Source organism: Bacillus sp. GM2 (assembly GCF_056155945.1).
In genome coordinates this window covers 633,619-651,049 of record NZ_JBRKSZ010000007.1, presented here as the reverse complement: position 1 = coordinate 651,049, position 17,431 = coordinate 633,619, and the positions used below count along the sequence as shown (strand labels likewise).

Here is a 17,431-nt window from a genome sequence, read left to right as displayed (position 1 = left end):
TTTAAGCCTGTTTAAATTGAGATAAAAATCTGACATCGTTCGTATAGAAATGACGAATGTCGTCAATGCCGTATTTCAGCATCGCGATCCGTTCAACACCCATTCCAAATGCAAATCCCTGATATTGTTTGGAATCGAATCCGGCCATTTCGAGCACGTTCGGGTGCACCATTCCGGCGCCGAGAATTTCGATCCAGCCCGTTTGTTTACAAACGGAGCAGCCTTTGCCTCCGCATTTAAAGCAGGAAACATCGACTTCGACAGACGGCTCTGTAAACGGGAAGAAGCTTGGACGCAGTCTGATTTCGCGCTCTTCGCCGAACATCTTTTTCGCGACTGTTTCAAGCGTTCCTTTTAAGTCGCTCATGCTGATATCGCGGTCTACGCAAAGCCCTTCAATCTGCATAAACTGATGGGAGTGTGTCGCATCATCGTTGTCGCGGCGGTATACTTTGCCGGGGCAGATGATTTTGACAGGGCCTTTGCCTTTATGCTTTTCCATCGTGCGCGTCTGAACGGGAGACGTCTGCGTTCTCATCAGCGTATCTTCCGTAATATAAAAGCTGTCTTGCATATCGCGGGCCGGATGCTCTTTCGGAAGGTTGAGCGCTTCGAAGTTATAATAGTCGGTTTCCACTTCAGGCCCCTCTTCCACCGAATATCCCATGCTGATAAATAAGTCTTCGATTTCTTCAATAACGATCGTCAGCGGATGCCGCGCTCCTGTTTTTACAGGGCTTCCCGGAAGCGTCACGTCAATCGTCTGTTCTTTCAGCTTCCTTTTCACCTCTTCTTCCTCAAGGCGGGCATTTTTTTCGGCAATCGTCGCGGCAATTTTTTCTCTTACTTCGTTCGCCAAGGCGCCCATTTTCGGCCTTTCTTCAGCGGACAGCTTTCCCATTCCCCGAAGCACTTCCGTGATCGGTCCCTTTTTTCCCAGGTACGCAACGCGGACATCGTTGACTTCTTTTAATGAACCAGCGGCTTCCACTTTTTCAACCGCTTCTTTCTCAAGCCGTTTCAGCTCTTCCTGCATCTTAAAAACTCCTCCTTTTATGTAGTAACCTGTTATTTTAGGCAATAAAAAAAGCCCCTTTCATAATGAAAGGGACGAATCGTGGCCGTGGTACCACCCTTTTTTTAAAACAAAGCAAAAAAAGCTTTGCTGCTTACTTCATTGGCATAACGGAATGAATCCGGTTCACCTTTACACATCCCTCGAGAGACGCGGTCCCGGTGACAACTCAAGAGGTGAAGCGTTTTTCCGGCCTGCCATAAAAATGCTTGCAGTCTAAGGCATTTTCTCCCTAAATGGCGGCATGTGAAAAAACGGAGCCTCTATCACTGTTTTTAAACATATTACATTCATTATAGTGAATTACATGGTCCTGTGCAACCGGTTATCCGCGGAGATGATAAAGAAGGACCGCGGCTGCGGCCGCCACATTCAGCGACTCCGCTTTTCCGTAGATCGGAACGTACAGATTTTGGTCAGTCTGTGCGAGGAGATCCGGATCGACCCCAGATCCTTCGTTTCCGATCAAAAGCGCAAATGAATGCGACGGCTCCGCTTCCCTAAATGGCACGGCATCTTGCAGCGCTGTGCCGTAAACCGGGACGCTTTTTCCCTTCAGCTCTTCAATCAGCTCTGAAAGCTCGCGTTTTAAAATCGGAATGTGAAAATGCGAGCCTTGAGCCGATCTGAGCGTTTTGGCATTGTAAGGGTCGACAGTGCCTTGTCCGATAACAACGGCATCAATCCCCGCCGCGTCTGCCGTCCGGATGATCGTCCCTAAATTGCCCGGATCTTGCACAGCATCCGCAAGCAGCAGCTTTTCGTATTGAAAAGGTCCGCTTTCAGGCATTCGGCATACAGCGGCGACAGCCTGGGGTGTCTCTGTTTCGGCAATCGCAGAGAAAGCATCGGCGCTCAAAATATAGCGGGCAACAGACTCATCAAGCGCGGCCGGGAAATCCGCTTCGTCTGCGACCATGATTTCTTTCACAACACCCGGTGTCTTCAGCGCTTCCTCAACGAGATGCTCGCCTTCTATTAAGAAAGTATTGGTTTTTGTCCGCTCTTTTTTCGCATGAAGTTTTTTCCAATCCTTCACTTTTTGATTTTTGGCTGATTCAATTCGTTTCAAATCGTTTTGACTCCTTTGTCTCGCAATAGTCACATTATATCTCATCAATGATACATAATAAACCCGAAAGCGAGGCAGAATATAGAAAATCAGATGATGAAATGGAGTGAAAAAAGATGGATTTGAATTTGCGCCATGCCGTTATTGCCAATGTATCAGGAAACTCGCAAGAAGAGCTTGAGCACACGATCGTCGATGCGATCCAAAGCGGTGAAGAAAAAATGCTTCCGGGATTAGGTGTGTTGTTCGAGGTCATCTGGCAGCACGCAACTGAATCGGACAAAACCGAAATGCTCGAGACATTGGAACAAGGATTAAAAACAAAATAAACCGGCGGCCAAACGGCCCCGGTTTATTTTCATCCTGGAATAGAGGGCTCCATCCGCAATGCCGGATCGCGCCAAATCTCCGTCCATTTTTTAATGGCAGCCGCCATGATCACCAGCCCGAGCAGCAGCATAATAATCGATAAAATGCCGTTTAAAACGCTGAAACCGGCAGCTTCCGCATTAAAATAAACGTTTTTGATCATCCAGTATCCCGCATAGTTGACCGTCACATACAAATAAGCGAGCGGGATGAGACATGTCAGCATATAACGCCGTTTGTCCGCAATTTTTAAAACGACCGTCGCTCCGATGATTAAACCGACGGACGCCATCAGCTGGTTGGATACGCCAAACAGCGCCCAAATCGAGCTGATATCGCCTGAGTACAGCAAATATCCCCACATGAAACAGGCAAGGGCGCTCGCTGCGACCGAACCCGGAAGCCAGTCCGTTTTTTTCAGCGGTTTGTACACTTCCCCGAAAAAGTCTTGAATCAAATAACGCGCCACCCTTGTACCGGCATCGATCGCCGTTAAAATAAAGACAGCTTCAAACATGATGACAAATTGGAAAAAGTAAGAGGCCAAATGGCTGAAAAACGGAATATCCGTAAAAATATAAGCCATGCCGACGGCAAGGGTAACAGCTCCGCCTGTTCTTCCTTCAAGATCGAGACCGATTTCGCGGCTGAGTTCAGGCAGGTGGACGACATTCATGCCAAGCGTCCGAAACACTTCAGGCGAACTGTTGATGGCAAAATAATCGCCCGGCTGCAAGGCCGTTGCCGCGATCAGCGCCATGATGCCGACAAGACACTCAACGAGCATCGCCCCGAAGCCGACGAATTTCATGTCGCTCCACTTATCAAGCATCTTCGGCGTCGTGCCTGAACCGACAAACGCATGGAAGCCGGAAATCGCACCGCAGGCGATCGTAATTGAAATAAACGGCCAGACCGGACCAGGCGATACAGGTCCCCCTCCGCCCGTGAACTCGGTAAACGCCGGAAACGGAATCGCCGGATTGACGACAAACACCCCGGCAATCAAAGCGATAAACACCCCGATTTTCATAAAGCTGCTCAAATAATCGCGCGGCGCAAGCAGCAGCCATACAGGGAGCGCCGCAGCAAAAAATGCATAGACAGGAAGTGCGACAGCAAGCGTTTTCGTATCGAGCGTCAAGGCGTCTCCAAGCGGCGTCTCCGCGATGGACGGTCCGATGAAGACACCCGCCATCAACAAAATAAATCCGCCGGTTGATGCTAATTTTAAATTGCCTGTCTTTTTATAAAATAAACCGACCCCCATCGCGATCGGAATTGTAATCGCAACGGCGAACGTCCCCCACGGATTGCGTTCAAGCGCATGAAGCACAACCATCGACAGCCCCGCCATCGTGATCGTAATAATAAACAGCATCGCAAGCCCCGTGCAAAATCCCGCAACAGGACCGAGCTCTTCTTTCGCCACTTCTGAAAGCGACTTTCCCTTCCTCCGCATGGACGCAAATAAAACGACAATATCATGCACGGCTCCCCCGATCACCGCTCCGATCAAAAGCCACAACAGCCCCGGCAAGTAGCCGAACTGCGCCGCCAAGATCGGCCCGACAAGCGGCCCAGCGGCTGCTATGGCGGCAAAGTGGTGGCCGAACGACACCCATTTGTTCGTCGGCACATAATCTTTGCCGTCTTTCTGGAGATGGGCAGGAGTCGGCTTGTCATCATCAACCTTCAACACTTTCACCATCATAAATGTTCCGTACAAACGATAGGCGATCGCCAAAATACAGATGGAAGCGATCACAATTGTTATTGCATTCATCCAATTCCTCCCCCCCTTTGTTTCTTTTTTAACATATCTCATATTTTTTGTAAGCGCAATCATCTTTTTTCGAAAAAAGCCCGGCCCCTATCTTCGCTTTTTATGACAGCTTCCTTTTGTTATAGACGAGCACCCGGATCTCTCAGTTTGATTTTATATTCTAATTGACACTTTAGCACGATCGTACTAAAATTGAGTCATGAATACGAAATCACAAAAAAGACGGCTGCAAATTATTGAAGACGCTATTCAAGTGCTTGTGGAAGAAGGCTATGCAAATGCCTCAATCGGCAATATCGCAAAAAAGGGGGAAATCAGCAAAGGAGTCGTTACGTATCATTTTCCAAATAAAATGCAGCTTATGAAGGCTGTTGTTGAGTATTGCTACGGACTTGCCGCACCTTATATGGAAAAATTCATGGATGGTTCAGACAGTGCGCCGGCGACACTGCGCGCATACATTGAATCAAATCTCAGATTCATGTATGAACACCGAACTTACGTGACCGCAATCATTGAGGTGGTATCCAACCTACGAACAGAAACCGGCGAGCTGTTTTACCAGAATGAAGATGAATCAATATATGAGCCGTTAATTGAAATTTTTAAGTGGGGACAGGAAATGGAAGGGAGTTTCAGGAAGTTTTCCCCGCACATTATGGCCAGAACCGTCCGAAGCGTCATCGATTCTCTTGGGACCAAAATCGCAAATCAAGATATATCAGACAAGGAAAACATGATATCAGAAATTGTCGATACGTTCGATTATGCAACAAGAAAAATAACTAAATAGGGGGGCTATCGTGAGCACTGGTGAATTTAAGAAATTGGACGGAAAAATTGTTGCCGTACGGAAGCTTGAAGGTGTGATCACTTTATGTGTGTATACATCCATGATTCTGGCATTGCTATACTTTACTATCACATTCGGCTGGCCAAAATGGATATTGGCTGTCACATTATGTTTAGCTGTCGCCTCGGTACCGTTTGAACTTTATCTTTTGCCGAAGTGGAAATATCACTTATGGCGATACCGCCTAAGTGAAGTAAGCATTCAAATTCATAAAGGGATCATTTTCAGACGAAAAGTATTAATTCCTATGGGGAAAGTCCAGCATGTCGAAGCAAAACAAGGCCCTATTTTAAAAAAGTACAATTTATATACAGTGACTTTATCAACGGCAGCCACGACATTCTGGGATTGGCCGAAGGAACAGCCGACTCGATCCGCAAAGATATTGAAGCCTATGCGAGGTTAAGCGATGAACAAGTCTGACACATTAATCAAACATCATCTCCATCCTGTTTCCATCCTTTATTTTATCGCTACAGCGATCAAGGAATCCTTGTCCTTTATTTGGTTGTTTCCGCTGCTCGTATTATGTATTCATAAACTGGGCGGCGACATTCCCGCTTTTATCATCAATATCACTTTAGGCTCATGCCTTATCATGTTGTTTTTCGTGGCTGGTGTATTAAAATGGCGGTCATTTACCTACCAAATACATGAGAAAGCGATATATGTTGAATCCGGTTTGCTTGTCGTCAAGAAAAGGTGGGTGCAGCCGGATCGTATACAATCAATTGATTCTGCGATTCGTGTATATGATCATTTATTTTCCACCCGGACTTTGACAATTGAACTTGCCGGAGGAGAAGAATCCAGCATCACGCTCAGCTGCATTTCAAAAGAAGAAGAACAGCGCATTCGGACGGCTTTAAAAGCAGAAGCAAAAGACAGGCCGAGCGAACATGCTGAAGACTCAATGTTTCAATTATCTAAAAATGATCTCATTTTACACAGCCTGCTATCGCCTAAATTCGGGATTGTGTTTACGCTGTTATTACTGGGATTGCTAAAATATATGGATATATCGAAAGAAGGAGACAGGGACACTTTGTTCACCTCCTTATCCGGCTGGTTCGGCCCCAACTGGATCATGATCACGGTGATCTTGATGGCTATTCTATCATTCGCGCTTTCGCTATTACTCACATTTGCAAGTGATTTTCAATTCACATTAAAGAAAAATAGCAAAGGAGAAATTGAGATTGAGCAAGGCCTGTTTGAAAAGAAAAAACGAACGATCGGACAAGACCGGATACAGGCCATTCTCATCATCGAGCGTCCGATTCACCGCTTCTTGGGGTATGCAGCAATCAAAGCTGTTGTGATTCGCAGTCGTTCAAATGAGCAAAGCAGCAAAAACGTCACCCTGCTTCCTTTTGTTAAAAAAGAAAAGGCCCAATCCATGCTTGAACCGTTTACCGGTTACCGTAAAGGAGGCCATCTGCACATGCTCACAAAGGAAGCGAAAATTCACTATATGGTTATGCCATTTATAGCCGGCTGTCTTTTTGCCATACCGATATGGCTGTTTGTACCTTCCGACTATCACAATCTGGCTGCAGTTCTGCCGCTCGGATTATTCAGCCTGGGATGGATGGGGTATCGGATGATTGGCTGGAATCAAAGCAGCCGGTTTTTAACTGTGCAATACGGCATTTTATCCCGGAAAACGGCAATTATGAAACGTGGGCGCATTCAATGGGCATCATTGAGCCAAACATTTATGCAAGAGAGAAAAAACTTAGCGTCAATTAAGCTGGCCGTTGCCTCAGGAAAAGAAAATATGAAGTTTTCGATCAGCCACATTCCAATAGAGAGTGCAGCAGATCTTTATCAACATGTCCTTAAAACAAAGGAATAATTCCCAAAACCTAGTCGACTAATAGGAATAATAAGAATAAAATAGACACAAGCTTCATCTGCTGCCTTTTTAAGGCATAATTGGCGGGTATCATCGGATATCCGCCTTTTTTCTGTCAGCATAACGGAACGATAAAAAAATGAACGGCCATCACTAGACAAAAAGCGGCGGTCCCCGCGATTCGATTGACATTTGTTTTGACAAGCGAAGCTGAGAAATGGTGGGACAGCGAAAAAAACAAAATGGTGCCGATCAAGATGACGCCCGCCTCTAAAAGTGAGTGATTAAGAAACCGGGGCCGGTCAAGGATCGCCGTGATAAACAGAAGCCAAAGGTATGCTAAAAATGCGTACATCAAAAAACAGTACGCAGCCGAAAAAAACGTCTTCATAAATCCTCTTCCCGTTTTAACTTATTCTTCGGCATATTTGCTGAAGCCTTTTTTTCATCTGAAAAAACCGGCCTCTTCGGGCCGGTTTTTCAATCATTGTTTCTTCATTCTGATCACATTCCAGGAAAGCTTCGGAAGGTGAGCCGTCAGCCTGCCGTCACATACTTTGGCGTCTCCGCCGCTGTGCGGAACGACGTTGTTGCGGTCTTTTTCATTCGTCGCTTTATGATCTTCGTGTTCCAGAACGATGTGCTCAGAGACACTGTACCCTTCAAAGCTTCTCATATCGGCTTCCATTTCAAGGCCGGCGTCTGTTGCGCGGTTGACGGCAAAAACGGTTAATTCCTCGGCTTCTTCATTGAAAACAGACACGGACTCCAAGTACGGCACATCCGTAAAGTCTTTCGCATCATACTTTGGAGACGATACCGCCGTCTGCAGTACCGTTCCTCTGCCGTAGACGGAAGCGTGCATAAACGGATAGAAAATGGTCTGACGCCATGCTTCTCCCCCTTTGTCTGTCATAATCGGCGCGATGACATTGACAAGCTGAGCCAGACAGGCGATTTTCACGCGGTCGGCATGCTTGAGCATCGTAATCAGCATACAGCCGACGAGAAGCGCATCCTCAAAGTTGTAGATGTCTTCAAGAAGGTGCGGCGCTTTCGCCCAGCGTTCAGCTTCTTTGTCTTTTTCATTCGAGTGATACCAGACATTCCACTCATCATATGAAAGGTGAATCGTTTTCTTGCTTTTCTTTTTCGCTTTCATATAGTCGCAGACTGAGATGACCGTTTTGATAAAGTGATCCATGTCTAGCGATCTCGCCAAATAGTTTGGAAGATCATTGTCGCGGTTGCCGTAATACGAGTGAAGCGAGATGTACTCGACGTGTTCGTACGTATGGTCAAGCACGGTCGTTTCCCAGTCGATGAATGTCGGCATTCCGCTTCCCGAACTTCCGCAGGCGACAAGCTCGATCGACGGGTCCGTCCATTTCATCACCTTCGCGGCTTCAGCAGCAAGTCTTCCGTATTCGGCCGCTGTTTTATGGCCGATTTGCCATGGACCGTCCATTTCATTGCCGAGGCACCATGTTTTAATTTTATGCGGTTCCTTATATCCGTGGGATTTTCTCAAGTCGCTGTAGTACGATCCTGACGGATGGTTGCAATATTCTACTAGGTTGCGTGCGGCATCAATTCCTCTCGTTCCGAGGTTGACGGCCATATTCACCTCTGCCCCGACAAGCTTTGCCCAATCCATAAATTCGTTCGTACCGATTAAGTTCGGCTCGGTTGTCGCCCACGCCAAATCAAGTCTTGTCGGCCGCTGTTCGACAGGTCCGACTCCATCCTCCCAGTTATATCCAGATACAAAGTTTCCGCCGGGATACCTGATAAACGGCACCTTTAGTTCTCTGACTAGTTTAATGACATCTTTCCGAAAGCCTGATTCGTCAGCTTCAGGATGATCAGGCTCATAAATGCCTTCATAAACGGCTCTGCCGAGATGCTCGATAAAGGAGCCGTAAATTCGCTTATCAATCTCTGCCACCTTATATTCCTTGTCAATCGTCATCTTCGCTTTGTGTACAGTCATGTTAAATCATTCCTTTCAAGATGATATATAGTGGATCAGCCTTTGATTCCGCCCGCCGTCAAACCTGATATAAAGTACTTCTGGAAGAACAGGAAGATGAGAATCACGGGCAGAATCGCCAGCACAGAACCCGAAATCAACATGTCATAATTGTTCCCGTACGGACTGAGCAAAGCGGACAGTCCGATTGGGAGCGTAAACATTTCTTTCGATCGCAAAACGATCAGCGGCCATAAGAAGTTGTTCCAGCTGTTTAAGGATTGAAGAATGATCATCGCTCCAAATGCCGGCTTCATCAAGGGCGCCATGATCCTGAAGTAAATGCCGAACTCTGTGCAGCCGTCCATTCTCGCGGAATCAAGCAAATCTCTCGGCAGGCCGAGCGCATACTGTCTGAAGAAAAACACGGCTACAGGCGAGACGATAAACGGCAGGATCACACCGGCGTATGTGTCGACAATATGAAGAGAAACCGTCATTTTAAATAAAGGCAGCATGAGAATTTCGATCGGCACCATCATGATCAGGAGCACGGCTACGAACAAGAGATTTTTTCCTTTAAAGTCGTAGACGGCAAGCCCGTATCCGACCATTGAAGAAAACAAGAGCGTCAGCACGGTGGATATCACCACGAGAATCAAGCTGTTCGAAAACCATTGAAAATAAATGCTGCCTCCGTTAAACAAGTAAGTGTAATTGTCAAGGCTCAGGATTTCAGGGCTCAGCTTTAAATTCAGGCCGAAGCGCAGCAATTCCGAAGATGGCTTGAGCGAGCCGAGTACAAGGCAGAAGAGCGGAAACACAAACAAAAAGCTTAATATCGCAAACAGCAGAAACAGAGCTGCTTTCGCAATGTTGAGGCCTCCGGCAGGACGCATTAATAGCCCTCCTTTTTAAAAGATCCAGACAGCTTTAATGAAATGAGGCTGCAGATGAAAATGATGATCAAGAGCACGATGCCGAGCGCCGATCCGTAGCCCATGTTGTTATAGGCAAGCCCCTGCTGATAAATGTATCCGACCATCGTCAGGCCGATGTTGCCCGGAGAGTTGTTCTGCCACAGCACGTAGCTTTCTTCAAACATCCGGAAGCCGCCGATGATGCTGATCGTCAGCACGTAGACGCTGACGGGCTTTAAAAACGGAAGCGTAATATGGTAAAACTTCTTGAACGTGCCTGCCCCGTCGATTTCGGCAGCTTCATACAATTCTTTCGGAACGTTCTGCAAGCCCGCCAAAAAGTACAGGACATTGATCCCCATCCATCTCCAAGATGCGAGCATCACCATTAAAAACATGCCGGTATGTTCATTGTTCAGCCAGTTGTACGGCGAACCTCCGAGCTTAGCCAATATCGAATTCGCCAGGGATGTATCCATTTCTCCAAAAATCAGCCTGAAAATAATCCCCGCCACAATGGTTGAAGTCAGAGCCGGGATGAATAAAGCCGATTTGAACACGTTTTTAACCTTTACGAGTTTAGAATCTAAAAAGACTGCCAGAATAAGAGGAACAGGTATTAAAATCAGCAATGTCCAAAAGGTGTATTTTACGGTGTTGAATAGTGCGGTATAAAATGTAGGATTGTTTAATGCTTTATAGTTCTCCGTCCCGATGAAGCGGACTTCCCCGGGGAGAATGCTTTGAAAACTCATGATGACGACGCTGATAAGCGGATAAAGAAAAAATATGCAAAAGGAGAGTACAAAAGGTGCTGTAAAAATGTAGGGTGCGGCTTTTGCTGAATATAATAAACGTCTGATCTTTCTTTTTCTGCTCACCGGCGGAAACGAATGCACTGTATCTGTTTTAACAGTCTTCAAGTTATCGCCTCGCTTTACAGTAATGAAAGACTATTGCCCTTTCACTTCAGCTGCTGCTTTGTCCAATGCTTCTTTCGGTGTTTTGCTCTTCGTTTTGAGCGCTTCGTACAGTATGTTTCTGTTGACGAGATCGGAAGTCTTCGCATAATCCTCAGTAAGGTAAAGCGGATTGATCTCATCCTTTATGTCAAGAAGCACGGAAAAGATGTGTTGTCCGTTTTGAAAGTATTCTGTATATTGATTTGGTTTTTTCAATTCGTCCGAGTCCCACACATCCCATCTGAGCGGATCGAACCCGAGCACGGTCCACAGCTTGATGTTGCCTTCTTTTGACGCTTTGGCAAATTTCAAGAAATCCTTGGCCAGATCGACCTGTTTCGCCTGTTTTGGAATCACGGTGGCCGTTCCGCCCATTCCCGCTGAGCGGTCTCCCCCTTCTTCCCATGCCGGCAGCGGTCTGATCGCGATTTTCCCTTTCAAGTCAGGCATATAATCCAAAAAACGGCCCATATACCAGATCGGCATTAAGACAGACGCCGCGCCGCCTTGGTTCATAAATCCGTAATACTCTTCACTGTGATGATTGCCTCCGGGCGTTGTGACGGCAATTTTATCTTTCTCAATTAAAGTCTTTAAAAATTCGAGCGTTTTCACGTTTGTCTCATTGTTTAATGTCAACCGCCCCTGCTCATCAAAGTAACCGGATCCCTGCTGGGAAACCAGCGGCAGAAATGAATTCGGGTCGGTCGTTTCAATCGTCGTCATCGGCTTTCCGAGAGCTTTGACGACCTTTTTGCCCACTTCCCTGTAATCTTCCCATGTTTTGATGTCGTCCGGATCAACGCCTGCTTTATTCATCATTTCCATGTTGTAATACATCACGGTTGTTCCGACATGTGTGTCAAGTCCGTAAAGCTTGCCGTTCTTGCTGTAGAGCGTCAGCCTCGCTTCAACAAACTTGTCGCGTTCGTCCTCCACAAGCGGCGTTAAATCGGTAAGAGGAATGTCAGAGCCCTTCAAAAAGTTCGAATAGCGCCCCAGCTCAACATCGGCAATATCTGGAACCCCTTTCCCGGCTAAAAGCGAGATAGATAAATTGTCATGCATCTGTCCATACGGATACACCACTGTATTTAATTTGATTTTTCGCTCGGGATACTTTTTGTTCCATTCTTTCACCATCTCAGCATAAAACTGTTCATGAAGGCCGTTGAATGTCCAAAATGTCAGTTCGGTGCCGTCCGCTTGATCGGAGGCAGGACTCGCCTTGCACCCCGATAAAAGCAAACATACAGCGACCGTGACCATAAAGATAGATGAAAGGAACCTTTTCACATTTTAACCCCCTTTCACGCCTGGTCCTTTGCCTAAAAGCCCCGGCAAAAGGCCGTATTGATTGATGATTTTCAGTCCCGTATACCGGTCTCTGAGCTGATGGGCGTATGCGAGCGCTTCTCTCACCAGCTCTTCTTCAACATCGAGTTCTTTGAATGATACAGGCCCGCCGATACGCCTCATCCACTCTGCCATTTTCTTACCGTCAGGGAGCTTTTCATAAACGGAGCGAATCGCTTGCTCAGCGTGTTGATCACCCAGGCTTGCACCGATAAGAGATCGGTAAATGTCAGTCAGCATAATCGCGCTGCAGCCGACTTTAGCACCGTGGAGCACTTGCCGCTTATTGTTCTCCAGCGCTTTCATTTCAAGGTAGTGGGAAAGATGGTGCTCGCCGCCGGAAGCCGGCCTTGAATGGTCGAGAACCAGCATGACTAGGCCAGAAAGGATCAGCGATTCCATCAATTTCTCAATCCCATCCCGCATCTTGGCGGCGATGTCATCTTTTCGGTCAAGACATTGATCAAGCGCTTCCCTCGTGAGCCGGCTGGCGGCCGGACAATACGGCTCGCCGGCAAGCAAGCGGGAAATCTCCCAATCCGCAAGCGACGTCACCTTGCCGAGCATATCGCCAAAACCTGCGGCTACCATGTTCTGCGGCGCTTGACACAAGAGCTCCAAATCGGCAAAAAGCGCGATCGGCGCTGTCGTTTGAACCGTCTGTTTCTTTCCTTTTAAAATCAGCGGTGCGCCGGCTGAAGTAAAACCGTCAACCGACGGAGCCGTAGGAACTGAAATAAACGGAATGCCGCGCTGATAGGCGCAAAACCTGACGATGTCGTGAATCGTGCCCGCTCCGGCCGCAATTAGTACATCCGCATCAATCGGTACACCGATCAATGCACTCACCAATGTTTGCTCATCCGCCGTCACATCGCCCGCTTCATTAGCTTCCAGCAAAACCTGAACCGTTTCAGCCGTTTCTTCAAGAAGAGCCGCAATCCGCTTGCCGGCTATTCGTCCGGTCGTTTCATCATAAATGACAGCGGCTTTTTTATAGGAAGCCGATTTCACGAAAGCGGGCAATTCTTGCTCAACGGCATTGCCGCCGATCGCGATTTTTTCGACTGTAAGCGGATGATGAACGGCTCCGCATTCGCATGCTCCCATAGTGTCTTTCACATAAGAGATCAAGTCTTTCATTGACAGCTTTCCTCCTCTATTGGCCGTAATACGCGTCTGCCCCGTGCTTGCGAAAATAATGCTTATCCTGCAAAGCGCTCTTAATCGGCTCAAGAGACGGATTCAGCATCAGGGAGCGGTACGCCATCTTCGCGACTTCTTCCAAGACGACAGCATTGTGTACGGCATTCAAGGCGTCTTTCCCCCAGCAAAAAGGCCCGTGATTGTTCACGAGAACGCCGGGCATCGCCAGGGGGTCAAGATGCCGGAACGTCTCTGCAATCACTTTTCCTGTATTCAACTCGTATTGACTTCTGATCTCCTCGGGATCCATTTCTCTTGTACACGGAATGTCACCGTGGTAGTAGTCAGCATGAGTCGTTCCGAGTGACGGAATATCCTTCCCTGACTGCGCCCAGCTTGTCGCCCACGGAGAATGCGTATGGACGATCCCGCCGATCGATTGAAACTGCCGGTAAAGATAGAGGTGTGTCGGCGTATCGGAAGACGGCTTCAGATCCCCATCTACAATCTCGCCGTCCATATTCAGGACCACTAAATCTTCGACTTTCAAATCGCTGTATTTGACACCGCTCGGTTTGATGACGACCAGCTCATTCTCCCGGTCAATACCGCTGACATTTCCCCATGTAAAGGTGACAAGCCGGTATTCTTCAAGCTGCAAATTCGCTTTTAATACTTGTTCCTTCAAAGATTCCAGCACAGTTTTCTCCTCCCTCTAAGCCATCGCTTTACCGGTGTCGGAACTAAGGGACTGGATGTTTTTCAATTTTTTAAGGCGTTTCATCACATTGTTTTGCTTTCCGAAGTACGTGTAAAGCTCCTTGTATTCCGCATAAAGCCGATCGTATAAGGAAACGTTTTCAGGAATTGGTTTGTACGTTTTATCCTTGATCTTGCCCATATGTGCGACTGCTTCTTCGATATGGTCGTAACCGCCGTTCATGCTTCCGGCCGCGAGCGCTCCGAATATCGCGGAACCTAAAGCCGGCGCCTGCGGAGATCCGGAAATTTTGATTTCCATGTTGGTGACATCCGCGTAAATCTGCATGATAAACGGATTTTTTTCAGCGATTCCTCCTGCGGCATACAGCTCCTCGATCGGCACGCCGCTTTGTCTGAACGTTTCAATAATGATCCTCGTCCCGTAGGCAGTCGCTTCAACCAATGCACGGTATATCTCTTCAGGTTTAGTGGCAAGCGTCATACCGAGCAGCATGCCCGTCAGATCGGCATCAACGAGTGTTGAACGGTTTCCGTTCCACCAATCCAATGCAAGCAAACCGCTTTCACCGATTTGGAGACGGTCAGCCTTTTGAGACAGCAGTTCGAAAATGGAAATCCCTTCGGCTTCAGCTTCTTTCATATACGCTTCTGGAACAAAGTGTTGAATCAGCCAATGAAAATGGTCGCCGACGCACGATTGGCCTGCTTCATAGCCGACATAGCCCGGGAGAATCCCGTTTTCAACAACGCCGCACATTCCCGGCACCATTCTGACATCTTCACCGAGCAGCATATGGCAGGTAGACGTTCCCATGATCATCAGCATCTTGCCCGGCTCGGTGATGCCGACCGCAGGAACTGACACATGCGCATCAACATTTGCGACAGCGACCGCCGTACCTGCCAGAAGCCCTGTTTTCCCGGCCATTTCTTCAGTCAGTCCGCCCGCTTTTTCGCCTACAGAATAAATATCCTCCGTTAATTTTTCGCGAACGATATTTTTCAGCTTCGGATGCAGGCTTGCGAAGAAATCGTCGGAAGGATAGCCGCTCTTATTGTTCCAAATCGCTTTATACCCCGCTGTGCAATTGTTGCGCTTTCTTGTTCCGCACAGCATATAGACGATCCAGTCGGCCGCTTCCATAATATCGGCTGCGGCATCATAAATATCAGGCGCTTCTTCCGCGATTTGCATCACTTTTGGAACGAGCCACTCGGAAGAAATTTTCCCGCCGTATGTTTGAAGAAAAGGTTCATTTCTTTCTTCCGCGATTTGATTCAAGCGATTCGCCTGCTCCTGGGCAGCATGGTGCTTCCAAAGCTTCACATAGCTGTGCGGTTCTGACGCATACTCTTCCCTCATGCAAAGAGGAGTGCCGTTCTCGTCAACGGGCAAAATCGTGCAAGCCGTGAAATCGATTCCGATGCCGATGATTTCTTTCGGATCCGCTTTCGACTGCTTTAAAAGGCTCGGAATCGTTTCCTCCAGCACTTCAATGTAATCAGCCGGATGCTGAAGCGCCCAGTCCCTCGGAAGCTTTCGCTTTGAGACGGGAAGCTCCCGGTCTATCACCCCGTGTGTGTACTCTTTGACAGCTGTCGCGATTTCCTCACCTGTCCGGACATCGACGAGAACAGCGCGTCCTGACAATGTTCCAAAGTCAACTCCGATTGTGTAAGGGATAAGCCTTCACCCCCTTAAAACTTGCGAAGCCGATATGCAGCTTCACTCCATTTGAGTTCATTGCGAAGATTTAAAATCGTCGTATCGCGATTGATCAACACCGCTTCAATGCCCGACATTTCGGCCCAATCGAGCATCTGCTCGGCTGTAAGCTGATACGAAAGGCATGTATGGTGCGCACCGCCAGCCAAAATCCATGCTTCAGCCGATGTTCTCAGAGACGGCTGCGGCTTCCAAAGTACGCGCGCCACCGGAAGATTCGGCATATCATGCGGAACCTTCTCAGCTTCCACTTCATTGATGACAAGCCTGAAACGTCCGCCCAAATCGATGAGGGAGACATTGACCGCAGGGCCTGCAATTCCGTCGAACACGAGCCGCGCCGGATCATCCTTTGCACCCATTGACAGCGGATGGATTTCAATTCTCGGTTTGTGTTCGGCAATCGACGGGCACACTTCAAGCATGTGGGAGCCGAGAATCATTTCATTGCCCGGTTCAAAATGGTACGTGTAATCCTCCATAAATGACGTTTCTTTTCCGCCGGCCATCACTTTCATCATCCTGACGAGCGCAGCCGTTTTCCAATCCTCCTTCTCCTCCGAAACCGTAGCCTTCGGCCATCAGCCGCTGAACGGCCAAACCTGGAAGCTGCTTCATACCGTGGAGGTCTTCAAAGGTTGTCGTAAAGGCCGTATAGCCCCCGTTCGAAAGAAAGCGCTTTAATCCAAGCTCGATCCGTGCCTGCTCTTTGACGGATTCCCTTGCCTCTTCGCCTTCCGGCCACTCATAAAGCTCCTCATATTCGGAGACGAGCTCGTTCAGACTCTGTTCTGATACTGCATTGATCTCTGTGACGAGGTCGCCGATTCCATATCCGTCGACAGACCAGCCAAGCTGAATCTGCGCTTCAATCTTATCTCCTTCTGTTACCGCCACATTGCGCATGTTGTCCCCAAATCGGGCGACTTTGATATGACGGCTTTCAATATATGCGACCGCTGCGCTCATCCATTTGTCGATCGAGTGTTTGACGTCTCTGTCTTCCCAATACCCGGCGATGACTTTTCGCGGAATGCCCAATCTCGCTCCGATAAAGCCGTATTCGCGGTCGCCGTGTGCAGACTGATTAATATTCATGAAATCCATGTCGATTCTATCCCACGGAATGTCCCGGTTAAACTGGGTATGAAAATGGAGCAGCGGCTTATTCAGCTCTGACAGGCCCGGAATCCACATTTTCGCCGGTGAAAACGTATGCATCCAGGTGATGATGCCCGCGCACTCCTCGTCCCGGTTCGCCTCTTCAAACAGTTTTCTGACGCCGTCCAGCGAAGTGGCCACCGCTTTGTACTTGACTTGAAACCTTAAATGCCCGTCATTTAATCCGTTGCAGATCATTTTGGAATGCTCTTCCACCTCTTGTACGGCCTCTTCTCCATATAAATGCTGGCTCCCTGTCACAAACCAAAATACATGCGTCTTTGTCTGAATCAAATAGCTTCCTCCTCTTCTTTATGGTGTCTGTGTAAAGATTAGCAAACTATTAAAACGCTTACAAAAAAACATGGATATACCTTATTCTCAAACTTATCGCGACTATATGTACGTACAACTAAACTCAAAAACATATTTGTACGAACAACTTCATTATA

The 17,431-nt window shown here is 47.8% G+C and carries 15 protein-coding genes and 1 pseudogene; 4 read left to right on the top strand and 12 right to left on the bottom strand.

Annotated features, from left to right (window positions below; all coding sequences use genetic code 11):
- Window position 1 precedes the first annotated feature (1 nt).
- Together pheS and ACVC9U_RS04280 are read right to left on the bottom strand one after the other, a co-directional pair.
- Window positions 2-1,036 (bottom strand): phenylalanine--tRNA ligase subunit alpha, encoded by a 1,035-nt coding sequence (gene pheS, locus ACVC9U_RS04285; protein ID WP_075751993.1) that lies wholly within the window; start codon window positions 1,034-1,036, stop codon window positions 2-4.
- A gap of 364 nt (window positions 1,037-1,400) precedes the next feature.
- Window positions 1,401-2,147: a TrmH family RNA methyltransferase gene (locus tag ACVC9U_RS04280; RefSeq protein ID WP_075751992.1), complete on the bottom strand. Its 747-nt coding sequence runs from the start codon at window positions 2,145-2,147 to the stop codon at window positions 1,401-1,403.
- A gap of 116 nt (window positions 2,148-2,263) precedes the next feature.
- Here ACVC9U_RS04280 and sspI point away from each other — a divergent pair, with 116 nt between their 5' ends.
- Entirely contained in the window at window positions 2,264-2,476 is a 213-nt protein-coding gene (gene sspI, locus ACVC9U_RS04275; protein ID WP_023855460.1) for a small acid-soluble spore protein SspI, read from the top strand.
- A gap of 29 nt (window positions 2,477-2,505) precedes the next feature.
- Here the strand turns inward: sspI and cstA are convergent, their stop codons facing one another.
- A complete protein-coding gene (gene cstA / locus ACVC9U_RS04270) occupies window positions 2,506-4,302 on the bottom strand; it encodes a carbon starvation protein CstA (RefSeq protein ID WP_075751991.1) in 1,797 nt (598 codons plus the stop codon).
- 199 nt (window positions 4,303-4,501) lie between these two features.
- On the opposite strand from cstA, the gene ACVC9U_RS04265 reads away from it, so the two are divergent.
- Genes ACVC9U_RS04265 through ACVC9U_RS04255 form a run of 3 tightly spaced genes read left to right on the top strand, consistent with a single transcriptional unit; the run spans window position 4,502 to window position 7,013 of the window.
- Entirely contained in the window at window positions 4,502-5,095 is a 594-nt protein-coding gene (locus tag ACVC9U_RS04265; RefSeq protein ID WP_075751990.1) for a TetR/AcrR family transcriptional regulator, read from the top strand.
- Window positions 5,096-5,105: 10 nt separating this feature from the next.
- Entirely contained in the window at window positions 5,106-5,561 is a 456-nt protein-coding gene (locus tag ACVC9U_RS04260; RefSeq protein WP_441390144.1) for a PH domain-containing protein, read from the top strand.
- Between the two features lie 3 nt (window positions 5,562-5,564).
- Window positions 5,565-7,013, top strand: a complete 1,449-nt coding sequence (locus ACVC9U_RS04255) for a PH domain-containing protein (protein ID WP_075751988.1) — start codon at window positions 5,565-5,567, stop codon at window positions 7,011-7,013.
- Window positions 7,014-7,128: 115 nt separating this feature from the next.
- Here ACVC9U_RS04255 and ACVC9U_RS04250 read toward each other — a convergent pair whose 3' ends face one another.
- The 9 genes and pseudogenes from ACVC9U_RS04250 to araA form a co-directional block, all read right to left on the bottom strand.
- Complete coding sequence (locus ACVC9U_RS04250) at window positions 7,129-7,404, bottom strand: hypothetical protein (protein WP_003184237.1); 276 nt, start codon at window positions 7,402-7,404, stop codon at window positions 7,129-7,131.
- A 93-nt stretch (window positions 7,405-7,497) separates the two neighbouring features.
- Complete coding sequence (gene arfA, locus ACVC9U_RS04245) at window positions 7,498-9,006, bottom strand: arabinosylfuranosidase ArfA (protein WP_003184245.1); 1,509 nt, start codon at window positions 9,004-9,006, stop codon at window positions 7,498-7,500.
- A gap of 35 nt (window positions 9,007-9,041) precedes the next feature.
- Window positions 9,042-9,884 carry a carbohydrate ABC transporter permease gene (locus ACVC9U_RS04240; RefSeq protein ID WP_003184247.1) on the bottom strand — a complete coding sequence of 281 codons (843 nt, stop codon included), beginning with the start codon at window positions 9,882-9,884 and terminating at the stop codon, window positions 9,042-9,044.
- On the bottom strand, window positions 9,884-10,828 hold the full coding sequence (locus tag ACVC9U_RS04235) for a carbohydrate ABC transporter permease (RefSeq protein ID WP_003184249.1): 945 nt from the start codon (window positions 10,826-10,828) through the stop codon (window positions 9,884-9,886). Before ACVC9U_RS04235 ends, ACVC9U_RS04240 begins: the two co-directional genes overlap by 1 nt.
- A 30-nt stretch (window positions 10,829-10,858) precedes the next feature.
- The gene (locus ACVC9U_RS04230; protein ID WP_176464204.1) at window positions 10,859-12,136 is read right to left on the bottom strand and encodes an ABC transporter substrate-binding protein; all 1,278 of its coding nucleotides are present in this window, start codon (window positions 12,134-12,136) and stop codon (window positions 10,859-10,861) included.
- Window positions 12,137-12,166: 30 nt separating this feature from the next.
- The gene (locus ACVC9U_RS04225; RefSeq protein ID WP_441390143.1) at window positions 12,167-13,366 is read right to left on the bottom strand and encodes a sn-glycerol-1-phosphate dehydrogenase; all 1,200 of its coding nucleotides are present in this window, start codon (window positions 13,364-13,366) and stop codon (window positions 12,167-12,169) included.
- A gap of 16 nt (window positions 13,367-13,382) precedes the next feature.
- Window positions 13,383-14,069, bottom strand: coding sequence for an L-ribulose-5-phosphate 4-epimerase (araD, locus tag ACVC9U_RS04220; protein WP_075751983.1), 687 nt, complete (start codon window positions 14,067-14,069; stop codon window positions 13,383-13,385).
- 15 nt (window positions 14,070-14,084) lie between these two features.
- Window positions 14,085-15,776 (bottom strand): ribulokinase, encoded by a 1,692-nt coding sequence (araB, locus tag ACVC9U_RS04215; RefSeq protein WP_075751982.1) that lies wholly within the window; start codon window positions 15,774-15,776, stop codon window positions 14,085-14,087.
- A 14-nt stretch (window positions 15,777-15,790) separates the two neighbouring features.
- Window positions 15,791-17,273, bottom strand: a pseudogene (gene araA / locus ACVC9U_RS04210) (L-arabinose isomerase).
- Window positions 17,274-17,431 lie beyond the last annotated feature (158 nt).